Genomic DNA, 19,372 nt, shown 5'->3' with positions numbered 1-19,372 from the left:
ATCTGGGAAGGCAAGTCCGATATTGCCGACCGGATTTCGCAATGCCTGGCGAGTTTCGATATCGAGGTGATCCGTGCCGACGGCATGGCGGTGACGCGCGACCAGGTAGCATCGCGGCCGTCGCTGGCGGTGATTTCGGTGACGGTGATCGAGCATGCCGAGTTTTCCGCCGATGCCTGGCAAAAATCGCATGGCATGCCGGTGATCTGGGTGGCTGAAGTAGGGCGCGCCGCCAATCCGCGTGTGTATCCGGTCGAGTATTCGCACATTCTGATGCTTGACTTTACCTGCGCCGAATTGCGCAAGCTGGTGTTCCGCCTGGCTTCCGAGCTGCATGCCACCACCGGCGCCGATCGCGCGCCGCAGCCGCTGATTGCTCAGTCGGAAAGCATGCAGGCCCTGGTGGCGGAGGCTGAGGCCTTTGCCGATTGCGAATCGAGCGTGCTGATCATCGGCGAGACCGGCGTCGGCAAGGAACGCATCGCCCAGCTTTTGCACCAGCGGCACGGTCGTTACCGCCATGGGCCGTTTGTCGCCGTTAACTGCGGCGCCATTCCGGACGGCTTGTTCGAGTCGCTGTTTTTCGGCCATGCCAAGGGCGCGTTCACCGGCGCCTTGCTGGCGCACAAGGGTTATTTCGAGCAGGCCGACGGCGGCACCTTGTTCCTTGATGAAATCGGCGACTTGCCCTTGTACCAGCAGGTCAAGCTGTTGCGTGTGCTGGAACAGAGCACCGTCACCCGGCTCGGTTCGCAAACCGAGGTCAAGCTGGATTTCCGGCTGGTGGCGGCGACCAACCGCAATCTGCGCGAGCAGGTGCAGCAAGACATGTTCCGCGCCGACCTGTATTACCGGCTGGCGGTGATCGAACTGCGCGTGCCTAACCTGGAAGAGCGCGGCAGGGTCGACAAGATAGCGATTTTCAACACCTTGCTGGCGCAGACCTACGATCAGATCCCGCAACCGCCGGACTGGCTGCTGGAACTGGTGGCGGCGGCCAAGTTTGCGGGCAACGTGCGCGAGCTGCGCAACGTGGCGGAGCGGGTTGGCATCATCTACCGTCAGCTGGGCGTCTGGGATCGTGTCCGTATCGACCGGGTGTTCGACAAACTGGGCACCATGGAGCGCGTCAATGAAGGCAGCGACCTGACGGCGGTGCGCAAGAAATGGGACCTGGCCGAGCGCAGCCGGATTCTCTCGGTGCTGGACGCCAACGGCTGGCGGCGCCAGGATACCGCGCATGCGCTTGGCATCAGCCGTAAAGTGTTGTGGGAAAAGATGCGCAAATTCCAGATTGCCGATACGGAAGCGGTCGGCGAGGCTGAATAATCAGGCACGCAGGATATTAAATTGGCAATAATAATGGTTTAAGTAAAAACAATGCCCAGCAACAACTGGATTGCAGATAAAATTGCCTACATGCTGTCTAATATCGACTAAATTAATGTTAGCGAAGGGAATCAGGGGATGAATGTAAATGTACGCAATGCAGTCCGCGCAGTGTGCGGTTTAGGACTGGGAATGCTCATTGCCGGCTTGTCGGTCAACGCCCTGGCGCAGCCGTCATCCGCCAGCCCCGCACCGACCACAGCTGCGCCAGCCCCTGCCACCGCCCCTCAGCCTGCGGCCGTCAGCGCCAACAGCACCATCAGCGAACTGCAGCAACTGATGCAGAGCCAGAGCATCAGCGAAATGCGTACGACCTATAACGGTAACTACGGCGCCAGCCTGCTGTTCAAGCCGGAGAGCCGTGCTTATTATGTCGCCTTGTTCCAGCAAAAGAATTTCTGGCGCGTGGTGAAAACCACCTCCGACATGCAAGCCGAGCAAATCTACAAGAGTTTTGTCGGCCAGACCGAAAAGCTGGCCGAGGTGGATATCCGCCGCATCAAGCTGGAAGCGGAGAAGACCTACACCGAGCAGCTGATTGCAGCCCAGGAAACCCGGCTCAACGCCTTGCAAAACGATCTCGTGGTGCAGCAGCAGCAGGAGCAGAACGTCAGCGTCCAGCAGGACCAGGCGCGTCAGCAAGCGCAGCTGCTAAGCAACAAGCAACAAGCGGCGCGCAGCGAGTTGCGCGGCTTGCAAAACCGTATCCGTACGCTGGAAGCCCAGCAGACTGTGCTGGATAACAGCAATTTCGGCGACGCCAAGACCAGCAAGAAATAATCCGGCGGCGCATGCCGCGGCAGGAAATAGATCGGGATGCGGACATTGGACGCATCCCGATTTTTTTGCCTGGCAGTTCTGTCTTCTTCCATCAGGCGCCCGGCGCGCATGGATTTGCACTTGTCGTGCGTTTTATATTTCACGTCGCCTGCTTGCAATCGGCGCCAAATCATCAATCCCACAATGCCTTGCCGACTCCGGTACGTCTTCGGACACGAATGCAGATCATTTGAGGGGGAATGGTATGGCGAACAACAAGGCAAGAACCTGGTGGGCTGGTCTTACACTGTGCGCGGCGTCCTGCTTCGCCCAGGCGGAAATCGTACTGGACCACTGGCCCGCGGCGGCGGCCGATAAACTCAAGGCGGCCATTACGGCTAACGCCAACCAGGGCGCGTTCGCCGTGTTCGATATGGACAACACCAGCTATCGCTACGACCTGGAAGAGTCGCTGCTGCCCTTCATGGAAATGAAAGGCTTGATAACGCGAAACAAGCTGCCGGCGTCGCTCAGGCTGATTCCGTTCAAGGATACGCCGCAGTTCAAGGAAAACCTCTACAGCTACTACCAGCGCCTGTGCGAGATCGATGACCAGGTTTGCTACCCGTGGGTGGCGCAGGTGTTCGCCGGCTTCACATTGCGCGAACTGAAGGTGCAAGTCGACCAGCTGATGGCATATGGAAAACCGATCCCTGTCAGGTATTACGAAGGCGCCGAGCTCAAGTCGACCGAGGTGAAAGCGCCCCAGCTGTTCACCGGCATGCGCGAGCTATACCAGGCCTTGATGCAGAGCGGCATTGAGGTCTACGTGATCAGCGCCGCCAGCGAGGACCTGGCGCGCATGCTGCTGGCCGATCCCAAATACGGCTACAACGTCAAGCCGCAGAATGTGATCGGCGTCAGCATGCTGCTCAAGAATCGCAAGACGGCTGAAGTCACCACGGTGCGTAAGCTGGTCACGCAGGGAAAATACCAGCCCGATGCGCTGCTCGATTATGAGCTGACTCCGGCCTTGTGGGCGCCGCTCACCTGGTTCCAGGGCAAGCCGGCGGCGATCAGCACCTATATCGATGAGTGGAAGCGTCCGATCCTGGTGGCTGGCGATACGCCGGTCAGCGATGGACCGATGCTGTTCCACAAGACCGATATCGAGAAGGGCGGGGTAAGGGTCTGGGTCAACCGCAAGGATAAATACATGCAGCAGCTGAACGGCATGCAGCAGCAGAATGTCGCGCGCCAGAAGGAGCTCGGCCTGCCGGTCACGGCCGACAAGAACTGGATCGTTGTCACCCCCGAAGCCATTCAATAAGCCCATCCCGGAGAACACATGAAACTACGCTTCCTGTTGGGCGGCTGCGTCGCAGCCCTGGCCAGCCAGGCGACCTGCGCCCAGTCGTCGGTCACCTTTTACGGCCGTATCGATACCGCCATCCGTTACAGCACCAACCAGAATATCGCCGGCGATAAATTACTGGAACTGACTTCCGGCGGCGCCAGCGGCAGCCGCTGGGGCGTGAAGGGCAGCGAGGACCTGGGCGGCGGGATGAAGGCGGTCTTCACGCTGGAGAACGGCTTCGAGCCGGATACCGGCAAAGCCGCCCAGAGCGGGCGCCTGTTCGGCCGCCAGGCCTGGGTCGGCTTGTCGGGTAAGCTGGGGACATTGACCGTCGGGCGCCATTACAGCCCGGTGTATAACGTCGAGTTTGCCAATGAGCCGTTCGGCTGGGCCAACGTCTACGAATCGGGTTTCATCTACGACAATTACACCGGCGGTAACCGCTGGGACAATTCGCTGTTTTACCAGTACAAGGTGGGGCCGGTGTCGGGTTCGCTGATGTACGGTTTCGGCGAACAGGCCGGCAGCAACCGCAACGGCAACAAACTGGGCGGCAGCCTCGCTTATGAGTTCGGGCAGGCCGCCGTCAGCGCCGCCTACCAGCAGACCCACGATGCCCAGGGTGTGGCCGATCACAAGGTATGGACCGCCGGCGGTTATTATCCGATCGGCGCGCTGAAGCTGTTTCTCAGTTATCTCAACCACCGCAGCGACCTGACGCCGCAAAAGAACGATGTCTGGGCGACCGGTGCTTCGTATATGGCGACACCGGCGGTAGAGCTGTACGGGGGCTTTTATTACGATCGCCAGCGTGAGCAGGAGGGCAGCAAGCATACCGTGGTGGGCATGTTCAACTACAAGTTATCGAAGCGCACCAATGTCTACCTGCAGGCTGATTACAGCAAGGTCGACGCGGGCTATGCCAGCAATGTGTTTGACGTCTATGCGTTTCCAACGACCAAGGATGCCAGCGGCGCCGTCACTGATTTCATCAAGTCGCGTACAAGCATGATGGTGGGCGTGCGCCACCAGTTTTGACGATGTTGTTGATGCAAAACAAAAAGGCCTCCATTTCTGGAAGCCTTATGTCTGTTGGTGCCGAGAGCCGGAATCGAACCGGCACGCTGTCTCCAGCGCGGGATTTTGAGTCCCGTGCGTCTACCTATTCCGCCATCTCGGCAACGCGTCCGCTATTATGACTGGTTTCTGCGGTCCGATCAATAGTTGCATGAATCAAGTTGCATGAATCAATTTTCCCGCGGATAAGCTGTTGCCGGGCGGGGACTAGTTGCTGATCCGCTGGTACAGGCGGAACCGCTCATCGCGGTCCGACGGCCGGCGGCCGGTCCACAGCAGCTTCCAGTTGCCTTTGAAATCACGCCAGATCGCATCGTCCGATTTGACCGAGATATTGTCCTGGTACAGCAGGAAATCGCAATGCGGCTGGCCGTATTCGCCGAACGGGATGTCGCCGAAATAGGCGAACGATGCGCGCTGCGCCGGGCCGACGTTGGTATCCACGCATTGTTTGACGGCCGGCAGGTGTTCGTCGATCTGGGCGGCTACGCCAGCGTAGCTCTTGCTGTAGTTGATCCATGGCAGCCACAAGGTGGTGAGCAGCAGCCAGCACAGGATCACGCCGCCCGAGGACAGCACCACCGCGCGCCACAGGACCGCCGGCCGGCGCGACAGGCGCCAGTTCACCAGCAGGATCCAGAACGCCGAACCGAGCAGGGCGATCGCCAGCGCGATCAGGTTGAATTCCGGTTTGAAGCCGGGCGCCAGCTTGTAGACATTCTTGGCGATCTGCGCCGGCCAGCCGCTTTCCTTGGCGATCCAGGCCAGCCAGATGAATGCTGCGCAGGCGGTCAGGGTCATCACCGAGAACCAGTCCACGGCATTGATGGCGCCGCGTTTCATGGTCGGCAAGCCGAACGCGGCGAGGATCACCAGCGGCGGCAGCAGCGGTAGCAGGATGCCTTCTTCCGGATGCGGATTGAGCAGCAGTATGATCGTCAGGCTGATGAAAAACGCCAGCGGCAAGGCGATATGCAAGGTCGAGCGCTGCTGGCGCCAGGCATACACCGCCCAGCCGGCGAACGGCCAGGCCGGCCAGGCGAACCAGATGCCGTATTTAAGGTAATACGATAGTGCGGTCCAGGTCGGCCAGCTTAGCTGCTGCAGGTTGTAATTTTCCCAGGCGACCAGGCGGTTCAGCGCGCCCGGCAGCAGCGCCCAGCTGGTGATCAGCCAGGCGGCCGCGACCAGCAGCGAGACCGGCAAGGTCACTGCCAGCAAATCGCGGGCGATGGCTTTTTCCCGTATCAGGGCCAGGCCCAGCAGACCGCACAGCAAGGCCAGCGGCAGCAGCCAGCCGCGGCTCAGGATCAGCAGGCCGAAGCTGAGGCCGAGCAAGGCTGCGCTGCGCAGGCTGCGTGCTTCGAACAGGCGCACTGCAACGTAGATTGAAAAAGCGACCAGTGCGACCTGCAGGCTTTTGGCGGTAGGTTCGTGGCTCGGCAGCAGCAAGCCGAGGCAGCCGAGGTAAATCAGGAAAGCGCCGTCGGCCAGGGTGCGGCCGAAATCCTGGGGTTCAGGCTGGCCGCCGAAGGCCAGGCGGAGCGGTTGTGCTTCGGTGCGGCGCCCCAGCAGGTAGGTGGCGTACCAGACCGACAGCGAGCCGACCAGGAAGAATCCCACGGCGGGCAGGCGGCCTGCCAGCGGATCGCCCAGCAGCCAGCCGAACAGCTTGATGAAAATGGCGCCGATCCAGTAAGTCAGCGGACTTTCGCCGGGCATCGGCAAGCCGACGATATTCGGCATCAGCCAGTCGGCGATGCTGCCGTGGGCCATGGTCCAGGCGATGCCGAAGCTGGAGGCATCTTCATTTTTCCAGGGATCGCGACCGATCAGGCCGGGCAGTATGTATAGCAATCCCAACGCCCACAGACCCCAGCGTGGCAGTGCGCTGGTGGCGGAGGCAGGAAGGCGGACGGGCTTCATCACAATGGCGTCTGATCAATGTTGAATTGCTGGGTATTGTGCCGGATAGCGGGTTACTGCGCTATTACTGAGCGTAGTTTTTGTTCTTGACGATCTCAAGAAGACATACACTTCTTTACGATTTCTTGAACAGTTAGTTGCAGTGCAGCAGACAGAGTCGAATCCTGTCCTGCCGCCTGTCTCGATAAACAAAAAAAGGCAGCCGCAGCTGCCTTTTTGAACAAGCGATCGAATTAAGTATTTGCGATCGAAGTCTTGGAACCGACAGCGCCGAATTTCTTGCGGAACTTGTCAACGCGGCCAGCGGTGTCGACGATTTTGTGTTGACCGGTGTAGAACGGATGCGATTCCGACGAAACTTCAATCTTCACCAAAGGGTATTCTTTACCTTCGTGAGTGATGTTTTCGCGAGTCTGGATAGTCGAACGGGTGACGAACTTGAAATCGTTCGAAACGTCGTGGAACAGGACTTCGCGGTAATTTGGGTGAATGCCGTCTTTCATAATTGCCTCAATTGTGTGGTAGCCAATCAATCACTTCGTCGGTCGTCTTGCTTCTTGACCCGATTGTCGATCACTTGCCGGGGGTGGAAAACCGCAGATTATACAATAAATCCAGCCGCGGACTGGAAAAAATGAATGAAATCAGTGCCTTGGGGACAATCGGCAGCCATTCATTGATATTGAATTTTTGATATCCATCCTGGGCGGACATGGCGTCCGCCCAGGATGGCGCTAGTTTTTGACGGCGGCAGCGGTTTGATTGCCGTTTTTACGATACAAATACAATGTTGCAAACAAGCCACATATCGCTGCGGCAGTCATCCACATGCCAGGCGCGCCCTTGTCGCCGGTGTATTCGATCAGGCCGGTGGCGACTGCCGGGGTAAAGCCGCCGAAAATCGCGGTCGCCAGGCTGTAGGCCAGGGAAAAGCCGGCGGTGCGCACTTCAACCGGCATGACTTCGGTCAGCGCCACCACCATCGCGCCGTTGTAGCTGGCGTACAGGAAAGACAGCCACAGCTCGACCATCAGCATCTTCTGGAAGGTCGGGTCGGCCACCAGCCACGACAGGGCCGGGTAGGCGGTGAGGATGGTCAGGATGGTAAACACCAGCAGCAGCGGTTTGCGGCCGATGCGGTCGGACAGGGCGCCCATCACCGGCAGCCAGATGAAATTCGAAATGCCGACGCAGAAGGTCACTACCAGCGCGTCGATGGTGGTCAGCTTGAGCACGCTCTTGCCGAAAGTCGGCGTATAGACGGTGATAAGGTAAAACGAAACGGTGGTCATCGACACCAGCATCATGCCGGCGACCACCAGGCCCCAGTTGTCGACCATGGAGCGCAGGATCTCGCGCACGGCGGGTTTGTGCTTGCGCGCCATGAACTCTTCGGTTTCCTGCAGCGAACGGCGGATCACGAACAGCACCGGCACGATCATGCAGCCGACAAAGAACGGGATGCGCCAGCCCCAGTCGGCGATTTGCGCCGGCTGCAGCCACACTTGCAGGCCGAAGCCGAGGGCCGCGGCGACGATGATCGCCACCTGCTGGCTGGCTGACTGCCAGCTGACGTAAAAACCCTTGTTGCCCGGGGTTGCCATTTCAGACAGGTAAACCGAGACGCCGCCCAGTTCGACGCCAGCCGAAAATCCTTGCAGCAGGCGGCCGGTCAGCACCAGCAGCGGCGCTGCATAGCCGATGCTGGCGTAGCCAGGCACGAAGGCGATCAGCATGGTGCCGACCGCCATCAGCGCCAGGGTGGTGATCAGGCCCTTGCGGCGGCCGACCCGGTCGACATAGGCGCCGAGGATGATGGCGCCCAGGGGACGCATCAGGAAGCCTGCGCCGAAAGTCATGAAGGTCAGCATCAGCGAGGCAAATTCGTCGCCGGCCGGGAAAAAGGTCTTGGAGATGTAGGTTGCGTAGAAGCCGAACAGGAAGAAATCGAACATCTCCATGAAGTTACCGCTGGTAACCCGCAGGACTGTGCCGAATTTCGATTGGCTGGATTGAGTTGTCGCCATGATGTGCCGTTGCGAAATAGGAGGTTCGCAAGCATAGCATTTAGCGTGTTGCGACGCTCCCCCTTGCCAGTAAATTATAGTTTTCTCATTGCAACATTTTGCTGGCTCAGTTCACTACTTCAATTCACGGCTCAACCGCTTCACACGGCAGCGCCGGTTTGTGCACAGCCGTTCTGGGCCGCAGCATGGCAAACGATATCAGCGCCGCCAGCAGCGTCAGGCCGGCCAGCACATACAGCGTGGCATGGAAGGCATCGGCATATATCGTTGTCAGCAAGGCACGGTCGGCATGCGGGGCCAGCGTCGCCGCATGGCTGAAATTACCGGCTGCCATATCGTTGGCGATGGCGGTAATGGTCGTACCGGCAATCGCGCCTTGCCGCTGCAGGCCCGATTGCATCAAGGCCATCAGCGTGGCGCCGACCGCCGCCAGCGCAATCGCCTCGCCCGCCAGGCGCATGGTGGAGAAAATCCCGGTGGCCATGCCGGCGCGTTCTTTCGGCACCACGCTGATCGAAAGGTCGTCCATCAAGCCCCAGGGCAGGCCGGTGCCGATGCCGATCAGCAGCATCGGCCAGATCACCGCCATCGACTGCTGCCCGACCGGCATCGCCGCCAGCCATAACAAGCCCAGCGCCGCGATCATCAGGCCCAGCGCCGACAGCAGCCCGGACGAAACATGCCGCGCCAGCATGCCGGCGACGAACGGCACGATGGCCATCGGCGCCGATAGCGGAATCATCATCAAACCTGCCTGGATTTCGCTGTAGCCTTCGACGCCGATGAAGCCAATCGGCAGCACGATCAGCAGCACCACGAAGCAGACCGCGGTCGCCAGCGGCAGCAGCTGCACGCCGACGAAGCGCGGATACAGGAACAGCGACAGGTCCAGCATCGGCCGTTCCTGGTGCAATTCGATCCAGACGAACGCAATCAGCAGGACTGCGGCGCTCAGCAGCAGCGCCAGCACCGGCGCGCTGGACCAGCCCGCTTGCGGCGCCAGCGTGATGCCGAAGATCAGCAAGGATAACGCTGCGGTAAAACTCAAGGTGCCCCACCAGTCGATGCCGCGCGCATGCGGATCGCGCGTTTCATGCATGCGCGGCAGGCCGAACACCAGCACCAGCATGCCGATCAGCGTGCCGGTAAAAAAGATGGCGCGCCAGCCCAGCGCTTCGATCAGGAAACCGGACCAGATCGGTCCGAACGCCAGCCCGACGCCGAAGGTCGTACCCAGCAGGCTGAAGGCCCGGGTGCGTGCCGGCCCCTCGAACTCCTGCGCCAGCGAGGCAGCGCCGCCGGCCGTGGCGAGCGCTGCGGCAACGCCTTGGGCGCCGCGCAGCAAATCGAGCAGCAACAGGCTGGGAGCCAATGCCGTCACCAGCGACAGCAGCGTGAAACCGATCACGCCGGCGCGAAAAATCCGCTTGCGCCCCAACTGGTCGGCCAGCGCACCAGCGGCCATCACGCAACTGCCGAAGGCCAACACAAAGGCGTTCACCACCCACGCCAGCGCCACCGGACTGCCGTGCAGGTCGCGCGCGATGGCCGGCATGGCGACGGCTGGCCCGGTGAAACTGAGCGGCATCATCAAGCCGGCCAGGCACACCGCAGCCAGGATAATCGTCTTGTTCCTGGCGTCGCTGCCGTGCTGCGTTTCGCTGGTGATCGCTGGCATGGTGCGCTCCTTAGATGTTGTAGCCGCCGTCTATGGTGAGCGCGGCGCCGGTGATGAAGCGGCTTTCCGCGCTGGCCAGGTAGGCAACCAGGCCGCCTATGTCTTCACCGCTGCCGTAGTGGCCAAGCGCCATCAGCGCGCGCAAGGAATCGGCGCGTTCGCTGTCGGCCGGATTCATGTCGGTGTCTATCGGCCCGGGCTGGACCAGGTTGGCGGTGATGCCGCGCGGACCGAGATCGCGGGCGATGCCTTTGGTCAGGCCGATCAGCGCCGACTTGCTCATCGCGTACAGGGCGCTGCCGGCGGCCGGCACGCGATCCGCATTGCAGCTGCCGATGGTGATGATGCGGCCGCCGCTTTCCATGTGCGGCGCAGCGGCCTGGGCGCCGGCGAACACTGCGCGCACATTGATCGCGATGATGCGGTCGAATTCTTCCAGGGTGAACTGGTCCAGCGGTTTCCAGTAGCCGATGCCGGCATTGCTCACCAGGATGTCGATGCGGCCCAGTTCCTGCACCGTGCGCTGCACTGCGGCCACGGTGGCATGCGGATCCGCGCTGTCGGCGGCCAGCGCCAGGCCGCGCCTGCCGCTGGCGCGGATATCGTTCACCACGGCGTCCGCCTTGTCGGCTGAGCTGACATAGGTGATCGCCACATCCGCTCCTTCTTGCGCCAGCCGTTTCGCTATTGCTGCGCCGATTCCACGGCTTGCGCCGGTGACCAAAGCCACTTTCCCAGTCAGTTTTGACATCATGTTTCCTATTTAAGTAATGATCGTTATATAATGGTGGCTGACAGCGCTCGCTGCTGTCAAGTTATTTCTTAACGATTGTTACAAAATTGGGTGGCATATGGCTGAACGAGGACGCCCGCGCAGCTTTGACCGCGAAACGGCGCTGCGGCAGGCGATGGAAATATTCTGGGAGCGTGGCTATGAGGGCACGTCGCTGGCCGACCTGATGGTCGCCATGAAGATCAACGCCCCCAGCCTGTATGCGGCATTCGGCGGCAAGGAGGCGCTGTTCCGTGAAGCGGTGGACTACTACCGCAGCACCGACGGCAGCGCCACCGGCAAAGCTTTGCGCGCGGGCCTGACTGCGCGTGCGGCGATAGAAGGCATGCTGATGGCGGCGGCTATCGTGCTGGCCTTGCCGGGCAAACCGACCGGCTGCCTGGTGGTGCTGGGCGCTACCAACACCACGCCGTCGAATCGCCCGGTGGATCTGTTCCTGCACAACTTGAGAGTGGATTCGGCGCAGGATATCCGCAAGCGCCTGCTGCAAGGCGTGGCCGATGGCGAATTGCCAATGGAAACCGACGTCGGCCAGTTGGCGGCCTACTTTACTACCGTGCTGCATGGCATGTCGCTGCAAGCGCGCGACGGCGCCACGCAGGAAGCATTGCAGGGCGTGGCGCGCACGGCGATGCTGATCTGGCCGGCGCCGCCATCAGCCAGGCGGCTGGCCGCCGCATAACGTCGTCAGTAGCCTAGATATGAAAAAAGCCTGGTCCATTTGCATGGACCAGGCTTTTACGATGACTGATTCTGATCAGCCGCCGCGGCGCATCATGTCGAAGAACTCGGCGTTGTTCTTGGTCGACTTCATCTTGTCGAGAATGAACTCCATCGCTTCGATTTCATCCATGCTGTACAGCAGCTTGCGCAGCACCCAGATCTTTTGCAGCTGGTCAGGCTTGATCAGCAATTCTTCGCGGCGGGTGCCGGACTTGTTCAGGTTGATCGACGGGTACACGCGCTTCTCGGCGAGGCGGCGTTCCAGGTGGACTTCCATGTTGCCGGTACCCTTGAATTCTTCGTAGATCACGTCATCCATGCGGCTGCCGGTTTCGATCAGGGCAGTGGCGATGATGGTCAGCGAACCGCCTTCTTCGATGTTGCGGGCGGCGCCGAAGAAACGCTTAGGACGTTGCAGCGCGTTGGCGTCGACACCACCGGTCAGCACCTTGCCGGAGGCAGGGATCACGGTATTGTAGGCGCGCGCCAGGCGGGTGATCGAGTCCAGCAGGATCACCACGTCTTTTTTCATTTCGACCAGGCGCTTGGCTTTTTCCAGCACCATTTCGGCGACTTGCACGTGGCGCGTGGCCGGTTCGTCGAAAGTGGAGGCGACTACTTCGCCGCGCACCGAGCGCTGCATTTCGGTCACTTCTTCCGGACGTTCGTCGATCAGCAGGACGATCATCACAGTATCGGGATGGTTGGTGGTGATCGCATGCGCGATGTGCTGCAGCATGACCGATTTACCCGACTTCGGCGACGCTACCAGCAGGCCGCGCTGGCCCTTGCCGATAGGCGCGATCATGTCGATGATGCGGCCGGTGATGTTTTCTTCGCCGCGCATGTCGCGTTCCAGCGGCAGCGGCTTGTTCGGATGCAGCGGCGTCAGGTTTTCAAACAGGATGCGGTGCTTGGAGGCTTCCGGCGATTCGCCGTTGACCTTGTCGACCTTGACCAGGGCAAAATAGCGCTCGCCGTCTTTCGGCGTGCGTACTTCACCTTCGATCGAATCGCCGGTGTGCAGGTTGAAACGGCGGATCTGCGAAGGCGAGATATAAATGTCGTCGGTGGACGCCATGTAGCTGGCGTCGGGCGAGCGCAGGAAGCCAAAGCCGTCAGGCAGGACTTCGAGGGCGCCGTCGCCGAAAATCTGTTCTCCTGATTTCGCGCGCTTTTTCAGGATCGCGAACATCAGTTCTTGTTTGCGCAAACGCGCTGCGTTGTCGATGTCGAGGCCGATTGCCATTTCTAGCAGGGCGGAGACATGTAACGCCTTTAATTCAGATAAATGCATAGGTATGAGTGTCCCGGGATGGGAAATATTGGGTGGGGGAGGGAACTGCGTGGTGTAGTTAGTAAAACACTAGTGGCGGTGCGGGCGCACCGCCACGGTTCTTATTATATATTCGAATCGATGAAAGAGGTCAACTGGCCCTTGGCCAGCGCGCCAACCTTCTGTGCCGCCGGAACGCCGTTCTTGAACAGGATCAAGGTCGGGATGCCGCGGATGCCGTGCTTGGCAGGCACTGCCTGGTTGGAATCGACGTCCAGCTTGACGATTTGCAGCTTGTCGCCGTATTCCTTGGCGACTTCTTCCAGGATCGGGGCGATCATCTTGCAAGGACCGCACCACTCAGCCCAGAAATCGACCAGGACCGGTTTGTCGGATTTGAGTACGTCTGCTTCAAAAGTTGCGTCGGAAGTATGTTTAATATGTTCGCTCATGGTTTCCTCAGTGTGAGGGAAAAAGAATCAATGTGTGCCAAGACGACTTACCATTCCTGCTTGGTGGCTGCCATCGGCGTTCCCTATTCTATTGAATAAGTGGGGATGCCGTGCGCGAATTCAAGTTTTTGTGGGTGCGGTAAGAGGTATTGCGGCGGGATATTCACTAAATCATAACCGATTTTATGAAAAAGTGTGGATCATGTAATTATTTGAGGCCGGTTTTCCCGGGGGCTCGCATAAAATGATAGCTAATTGTTGCAAAAATGCGAGAGTTGCAATGCAGCTGTTCCCGCACTTTCAGTGAGCTACATGCCATCAAAATCCATTCAAATCGTGCCTTCCGCCAACTTCTGGCCGGATGCTGCACGTGCTCTGCTGGCAGCCTGCCGCCAGGCCAGCGGCGACCAGGGCCAGCGTGATTTCGCCCAATGGCGCGTGGTGCTGCCCACCTTTGCCCATGCCCAGCCGCTGAAAGCGGCCTTGAGCGCGGAGCTGGGCGGGACTTTCGTGCCGCCGCAATTCTTTACCCTGTCCGGCTGGCTGGCGACCTTGCCGCCGCTGCCCAATGTGCTGCCCGCCAGCGAGCGGCTAATGCGCCTGTATGCCGAACTGCGCCAGCACGGCTGGCTGAAAAAATTATTTACGGCGCGCCGCAATACCGATCTGCTGCCGTTGGCGCAGACATTGTTAGCGTTATCAGACGAGCTGACGCAAGCCTTGCTGCCCGCTTTGCACGCCGATGCAGAAAACGATCCGGAGCAGCGCTGGCAACATGCGCTGGAACAGCTGTCGCCGGATGCGCGCAAGCTGCTGTCGGATGAAACGCAGCTGGTATGGTCGATCTGGAAAAGCCAGCTGGACGCCGACGATGCAATCGCCGCGCGCTTCGCGCAAATGCTGCAGGTCGCCGAAAACGCCAGCCAGCCCATGGCCTGGATCAGTTCGGTAGCACCGGAACCCCTGGAGCAGGCCTTTCTCGACGCCTATGCCAGGCGCCAGCAAGTGCTGACGATCACTCTCGACTGGCGCGCGCAGGCACTGCTGCCGACCTATGCCCAGGCTTGGCCGGAAATGGTGGAGGCCGCGGCAGACGAAGAAAACCTTGGGGAAAAAATCGGCGGCCATGCATTGCCGGCCGAGCTGGCATTGTGCGCGGCGCGCAGTGTCGAAGACGAGGCGGTGCAAGGCGCACAGATGGTGATCGACTGGCTGCAGGAGGGCAAGGCCAGCCTGGCGATCGTGGCCCAGGATCGTGTCGTGGCACGGCGCATCCGCGCCTTGCTGGAACGGGCGCAGATCCATGTGGCCGATGAAACCGGCTGGAAGTTGTCCACCACGCGCGCCGCATCCGCGATTTCAGCCTGGTTCGATGTTGTCACCGCACGCGGTGAAACCACCGCCTTGCTGGATTTGCTGAAATCGCCGTTTGTGCTGAATGAAGCGCCTAGCGATCTGCTGCATGATGCGCAGGACAGTATCGCCAACAAGTCGGCGCTGGTGATGAAGATAGAGTTGTTGCTGCGGCGCGCCAACGTGCTCGGCGAGTGGCGCGCGGTGATCAATGCCTTGACTGCGGCGCCGGCGGAACAAAAGGCGGTGGCTTTGCTGGCGCAGCAAGCTGCATTGTTCAGCGGCCGCAAGAATCTGCGCGACTGGATAGCCACTACCGCAGCGGCGCTCGACGCCCTGGGCATCTCAGCGGCGCTCAGCGCGGACTCGGCCGGCCAGCAGATCTTGCAGCTGCTGCAGAACATTGCCCCGCCGGGGAATGACTTTGCGGGCTTGTTCTCGTTTCCCGAATGGCGCGCGCTGGTCAACCTGCAGCTCGACGACACCAGCTTCATCAGCGCCATCAATGACCGCCGGGTGGTGATGCTGCCGCTGAACGGCGCCCGCCTGCGCACCTTCGACGCCGTGCTGATGGTGGGTGCTGATGCCGATCACTTGCCGTCGCAGCCGCAGGAGACGCTGTTTTTTGCCAATACCGTGCGGCGCGAACTGGGCCTGGCGACACGCGAAAGCCGGCAGCGCCAGCAATTGCGCGACGTGGTCGAGCTGCTGGCGATGAATCCGCAAGTGGTGTTGTCATGGCAGGCGCACAAGGACGGCGAACCGAATCCGGTCAGTCCCTGGATCCAGCGCCTGCAGCTGACCCTGGCCCGTCGTTCAGGTACCGCCGCGCCGGCGCTGCCTGAACGGCGGGCGGCGATTGCATCGCAAAGCTTGCTGGCCACGCCTACCTACATGCCGGCGCCGGCGGCGCCGCAGCTGACGCCAAGCCGCCTGACGGCCAGCGCCTACAACAGTTTTATCGCCTGTCCGTATCAATTTTTCGCCCGACGCATGCTGGGCCTGGCGTCGCTGGACGAACTGTCCGACTTGCCGGAAAAGCGCGACTACGGCGGCTGGCTGCATGAAATCCTGGAGATTTACCACGAAACCCTGCGCGACCAGCCATGTCCGCCGGACCGGCGCGAATCCTTGCTGGTCGACATTTCAAAAAAACTGTTCGACAGCGTCATCGCCAAAAACGCAGCAGCCCTGGGTTATTACTCGCGATGGCAAAAAGTCATTTCGGCCTATGTCGCCTGGGCCAATGAGCACGAAGCGCAAGGCTGGTCTTTTATATTCGGCGAACAAGCGTATGAAAAACCGATGGCGCTGCCGGACCGCGAACTGATGCTTCACGGCCGAATTGACCGGGTCGACGAGAACGACGCCGGCGAGCGCGCGGTGCTGGATTACAAGACCAACAACCTGGTCGTGCTGAATAAAAAACTGAAAGACCATGAAGATCATCAGCTGGCGTTCTACGGCTTGCTGTCGGACCGCCCGGTTGCGGCGGCGCACTACGTCGCGCTGGAAACTACTAAAGACAAGGTCGGCGACGTCAGCGCTCCTGACTACGACGAAGCGCAACGCGCCTTGGCCGCGCAGATTTCGGTCAATGTGCAAGCGATTGCGCGCGGCGTCGGCCTGCCTGCCAACGGCGTGGCATCGGTTTGCCAGTATTGCGATGTGCGCGGTTTGTGTCGCAAGGGGGCATGGGAATGAGCGAAGCTGAAAGTGTGCGAACTGAGACCGAGCTGCCGAGCGCCTATCGGATGAACGGCGCAGTAGTCGCGGCCCAGGACTTCACCAATGCCGCCTGCGATCCACAGTATTCGGTAGTGGTGGAAGCCTGCGCCGGCAGCGGCAAGACCTGGCTGCTGGTGGCGCGCATGCTGCGGCTGCTGCTGGCCGGCGCCGCGCCGTCGGAACTGCTGGCGATCACCTTTACCCGCAAGGCCGCGCAGGAAATGCGCGAACGTTTGCTGGAACTGCTGCACGACCTGGCCCTGCAGCCGGACGCCAAGGTGCGCCAGCTGTTGCTGGAACGCGGCATCGCGCAGCAAGACCTGGCGCAAGTGCTGCCTGCGGCGCGCGATCTGTATGAGCGCGTGCTGGCCAGTCCGCAAAGCCTGTCGATTGATACTTTCCATAGCTGGTTCGCGCGCCTGCTGCAAATTGCGCCGCTGGCGTCCGGCGTGCCGCATGGCTATGCCTTGACCGAGAAAACCGGCGAATTGCTGGCCGACGCTTACTTGCGTTTCATGCAGTCGCTGAACGACGAAGAAAACAGCCAGGTCAGGCAGGATCTGCTGGCGCTGTACCAGCTGGCCGGCGATTTCAGCACCAGGAAATTGCTGAACGCTTTCATCGATAAACGCGCCGAATGGTGGGCCGTGATCCAGCAGGGCGTGGATGCGCCGCTGCAGTGGCTGCGCGAACTGTGCGGCGAAGATGCTGAAATCGATGCGCGCCTGTCATTGTGGGACGACGAAAAACTCCTGTCGCAGGTCAAGCAGATCGCCTGGCTGCTGGGCCAGGGTTCCGCCACCAACCAGAAACGTGCTACCGCGATTGAAATGGCGCTGACGGCAGGCGCCGCGGCGGTGAATTTCGACGCTTTATGCCACCAGTTTTTCGACGATGCCGGCAAACCGCGCAGCAACGGCAAGGCCAAGGATTTGCTGAAGGCGCTGGAAAACAGCCTGGGCGGCAATGCGCTCGATGCTTTCGATGCGCAATTCGACGCCACCGGCGATGCCCTCAAGCTATTGCGCAAACGCAGCCACGAACGCACCGTGCTCAGCCTGAACCAGCATCTGTTCAGTGTCGGCAATGCCTATCTGGAATGCTACCAGGCGCTGAAGGCGGAACAGCGGGTGTTCGATTTCGCCGACCTGGAATGGCAGGCCTACCGCTTGCTGACCAATCCGGAAAGCGCGGCTTACCTGCAAAGCCGGCTCGATACGCGCTACAAACATATTCTGCTGGATGAGTTCCAGGACACCAACCCGCTGCAATGGAGCATCGTGCGCGCCTGGCTGAGCGCCTACGGCGAAGACGCCGGGCAGCCCAGCGTGTTTGTGGTCGGCGATCCAAAACAATCGATTTATCGCTTCCGCCGCGCCGAACCAAGGGTGTTCGAGGCTGCGCGCAAGCTGTTGCAGCAGCAGGGCGCCACGGTATTGCAAGCCAACCAGACCAGGCGCAACGCCACGGCCATCGTGGATGTGCTGAACGCCAGTTTCTACGCCAATCCCTTGTTTTCGGCGCAAACCACGCTGGGCGAAGTCGGCGGCGAGGTCTGGCGTTTGCCCTTGATCCAGCAGGCCGACGATGAGACGGAGGAACAGCCGCAAGGCTTGCGCAATCCGCTGACAACCGCGCGCGAAGAATCGGAAGACGCGCGCCGCCGCGACGAGGGCAGGCAGCTGGCGCAAGCGTTGTGGCGCGCCAGGCAAGAACTGAGGGTGCGCCAAGAGCACGGCGACCGCACGTTGCGCTGGTCGGACGTGATGCTGCTGGTGAAGAAACGCAGCCATCTGGGCGCCTACGAAAGCGCGCTGCGTGCAGCCGGCATACCGTTCATGTCGGACAAGCGCGGCGGCTTACTGGAATCGCTGGAGATTTCCGACCTGGTCGCCTTGCTGACTTTCCTGATCACGCCGGACGATGCGCGCGCGCTCGGCCACGTGCTGAAATCGCCGATCTTCGGTGCCAGCGACGACGACCTGATCGCGCTGGCGCAACGCGGTGAACGCGGCTGGTGGGCGCGCCTGCGGGCTGCCTCGGCAAGTCCGGACGCGGCGCCGGCGCTGCAGCGCGCCACCGCCCTGCTTGAACAATGGCTGCAGGCGGCGCCGCGTTTGCCGGTGCACGACCTGCTCGATGTGATTTTGCACCAGGGCCAATTGCTGGCGCGTTATGCACAGGCAGCTTCGCCTTTATCGCGCAGCCAGGCCATAGGCAACATCGAAACCTTCGTCGAACTGGCGCTGAACATGGATGCTGGCCGTTACCCCAGTTTGCCCAAATTTATCGATGCCTTGCGCGGCTTGCAAAACGCCGCCGGCGGCGATGCTCCCGATGAAGCCAGCATCGATGCCGCCACCGACGCGGTGCGTATCCTGACGGTGCACAGCGCCAAGGGGCTGGAAGCGCCGGTAGTGGTGCTGCTGGACGCCAACCACAGCAAACCGGCGCGCGACGACTACGGCATTTTGTGCGACTGGCCGCAGGACGCGGAGGCGCCGCTGCATTTTTCCGCGTTCGGCAGCAGCGCTGAACGCGGCGCGGCGCGCGATCCGCTGTTTGCGGCGGAAGAGGGTTTCAAGACGCAGGAAGACTGGAACTTGCTGTACGTCGCCACCACCCGCGCCAAGCAGCTGCTGATCGTCTGCGGCGTCGCCGGCAGGAGCGGCGGCGTGACGGAGGATAGCTGGTATGCGCGGCTGGAGCATGTGCCAGAGTTCAGCTTAGACCCCAGCTTCGACGCTATCGCGGAACACGCCTCGGCTACCGGCAGCGTGCAAAGATTTGAGCAGGAAATATTCGACCCACCGCAAATGCCGCCGGCCGAGTCG

At 60.8% G+C, this 19,372-nt stretch carries 14 protein-coding genes and 1 tRNA gene; 7 read left to right on the top strand and 8 right to left on the bottom strand.

Annotation, left to right across the window (positions count from 1 at the left end):
- From JWQ61_RS07420 to JWQ61_RS07405, 4 genes are all read left to right on the top strand, one after another.
- The coding region (locus tag JWQ61_RS07420) for a sigma 54-interacting transcriptional regulator (RefSeq protein ID WP_304359957.1) at window positions 1-1,329 on the top strand (1,329 nt) is incomplete at its 5' end.
- Window positions 1,330-1,467: 138 nt separating this feature from the next.
- Window positions 1,468-2,169: a DUF2968 domain-containing protein gene (locus JWQ61_RS07415; RefSeq protein ID WP_304359956.1), complete on the top strand. Its 702-nt coding sequence runs from the start codon at window positions 1,468-1,470 to the stop codon at window positions 2,167-2,169.
- Window positions 2,170-2,413: 244 nt separating this feature from the next.
- Window positions 2,414-3,478: a haloacid dehalogenase-like hydrolase gene (locus JWQ61_RS07410; RefSeq protein WP_304359955.1), complete on the top strand. Its 1,065-nt coding sequence runs from the start codon at window positions 2,414-2,416 to the stop codon at window positions 3,476-3,478.
- Window positions 3,479-3,496: 18 nt separating this feature from the next.
- Window positions 3,497-4,543 (top strand): porin, encoded by a 1,047-nt coding sequence (locus JWQ61_RS07405; protein WP_304359954.1) that lies wholly within the window; start codon window positions 3,497-3,499, stop codon window positions 4,541-4,543.
- Window positions 4,544-4,598: 55 nt separating this feature from the next.
- Here JWQ61_RS07405 and JWQ61_RS07400 read toward each other — a convergent pair.
- From JWQ61_RS07400 to JWQ61_RS07375, 6 genes are all read right to left on the bottom strand, one after another.
- Window positions 4,599-4,685: transfer RNA gene (locus JWQ61_RS07400), tRNA-Leu, on the bottom strand.
- A 104-nt stretch (window positions 4,686-4,789) separates the two neighbouring features.
- Entirely contained in the window at window positions 4,790-6,508 is a 1,719-nt protein-coding gene (locus JWQ61_RS07395; protein ID WP_304359958.1) for a glycosyltransferase family 39 protein, read from the bottom strand.
- Between the two features lie 233 nt (window positions 6,509-6,741).
- On the bottom strand, window positions 6,742-7,011 hold the full coding sequence (locus JWQ61_RS07390; protein ID WP_014004858.1) for a type B 50S ribosomal protein L31: 270 nt from the start codon (window positions 7,009-7,011) through the stop codon (window positions 6,742-6,744).
- A 231-nt stretch (window positions 7,012-7,242) separates the two neighbouring features.
- The gene (locus JWQ61_RS07385; RefSeq protein ID WP_304359953.1) at window positions 7,243-8,535 is read right to left on the bottom strand and encodes an MFS transporter; all 1,293 of its coding nucleotides are present in this window, start codon (window positions 8,533-8,535) and stop codon (window positions 7,243-7,245) included.
- Window positions 8,536-8,659: 124 nt separating this feature from the next.
- Window positions 8,660-10,213, bottom strand: a complete 1,554-nt coding sequence (locus JWQ61_RS07380; RefSeq protein ID WP_304359952.1) for an MFS transporter — start codon at window positions 10,211-10,213, stop codon at window positions 8,660-8,662.
- 10 nt (window positions 10,214-10,223) lie between these two features.
- Window positions 10,224-10,964, bottom strand: a complete 741-nt coding sequence (locus tag JWQ61_RS07375; RefSeq protein ID WP_304359951.1) for a 3-oxoacyl-ACP reductase family protein — start codon at window positions 10,962-10,964, stop codon at window positions 10,224-10,226.
- Between the two features lie 100 nt (window positions 10,965-11,064).
- Between JWQ61_RS07375 and JWQ61_RS07370 the strand changes: the two genes are divergently transcribed.
- Window positions 11,065-11,688: a TetR/AcrR family transcriptional regulator gene (locus tag JWQ61_RS07370; RefSeq protein WP_304359950.1), complete on the top strand. Its 624-nt coding sequence runs from the start codon at window positions 11,065-11,067 to the stop codon at window positions 11,686-11,688.
- Window positions 11,689-11,763: 75 nt separating this feature from the next.
- Here the strand turns inward: JWQ61_RS07370 and rho are convergent, their stop codons facing one another.
- Together rho and trxA are read right to left on the bottom strand one after the other, a co-directional pair.
- Window positions 11,764-13,026: a transcription termination factor Rho gene (gene rho, locus JWQ61_RS07365; protein ID WP_014004861.1), complete on the bottom strand. Its 1,263-nt coding sequence runs from the start codon at window positions 13,024-13,026 to the stop codon at window positions 11,764-11,766.
- A 104-nt stretch (window positions 13,027-13,130) separates the two neighbouring features.
- Window positions 13,131-13,457: a thioredoxin TrxA gene (gene trxA / locus JWQ61_RS07360; protein WP_014004862.1), complete on the bottom strand. Its 327-nt coding sequence runs from the start codon at window positions 13,455-13,457 to the stop codon at window positions 13,131-13,133.
- Window positions 13,458-13,769: 312 nt separating this feature from the next.
- Between trxA and JWQ61_RS07355 the strand changes: the two genes are divergently transcribed.
- Window positions 13,770-16,514: a PD-(D/E)XK nuclease family protein gene (locus JWQ61_RS07355; RefSeq protein WP_304359949.1), complete on the top strand. Its 2,745-nt coding sequence runs from the start codon at window positions 13,770-13,772 to the stop codon at window positions 16,512-16,514.
- Window positions 16,511-19,372, top strand: a 2,862-nt coding sequence (locus tag JWQ61_RS07350) for an exodeoxyribonuclease V subunit beta (RefSeq protein WP_304359948.1), incomplete at its 3' end; no start/stop codon positions are given. The genes JWQ61_RS07355 and JWQ61_RS07350, both read left to right, overlap by 4 nt.

This window comes from Collimonas fungivorans (assembly GCF_028292705.1).
GTDB lineage: Bacteria > Pseudomonadota > Gammaproteobacteria > Burkholderiales > Burkholderiaceae_D > Collimonas > Collimonas fungivorans_B.
The sequence above is the reverse complement of the archived record's forward strand: the minus strand, read 5'-3'. Positions and strand labels throughout refer to the sequence as shown.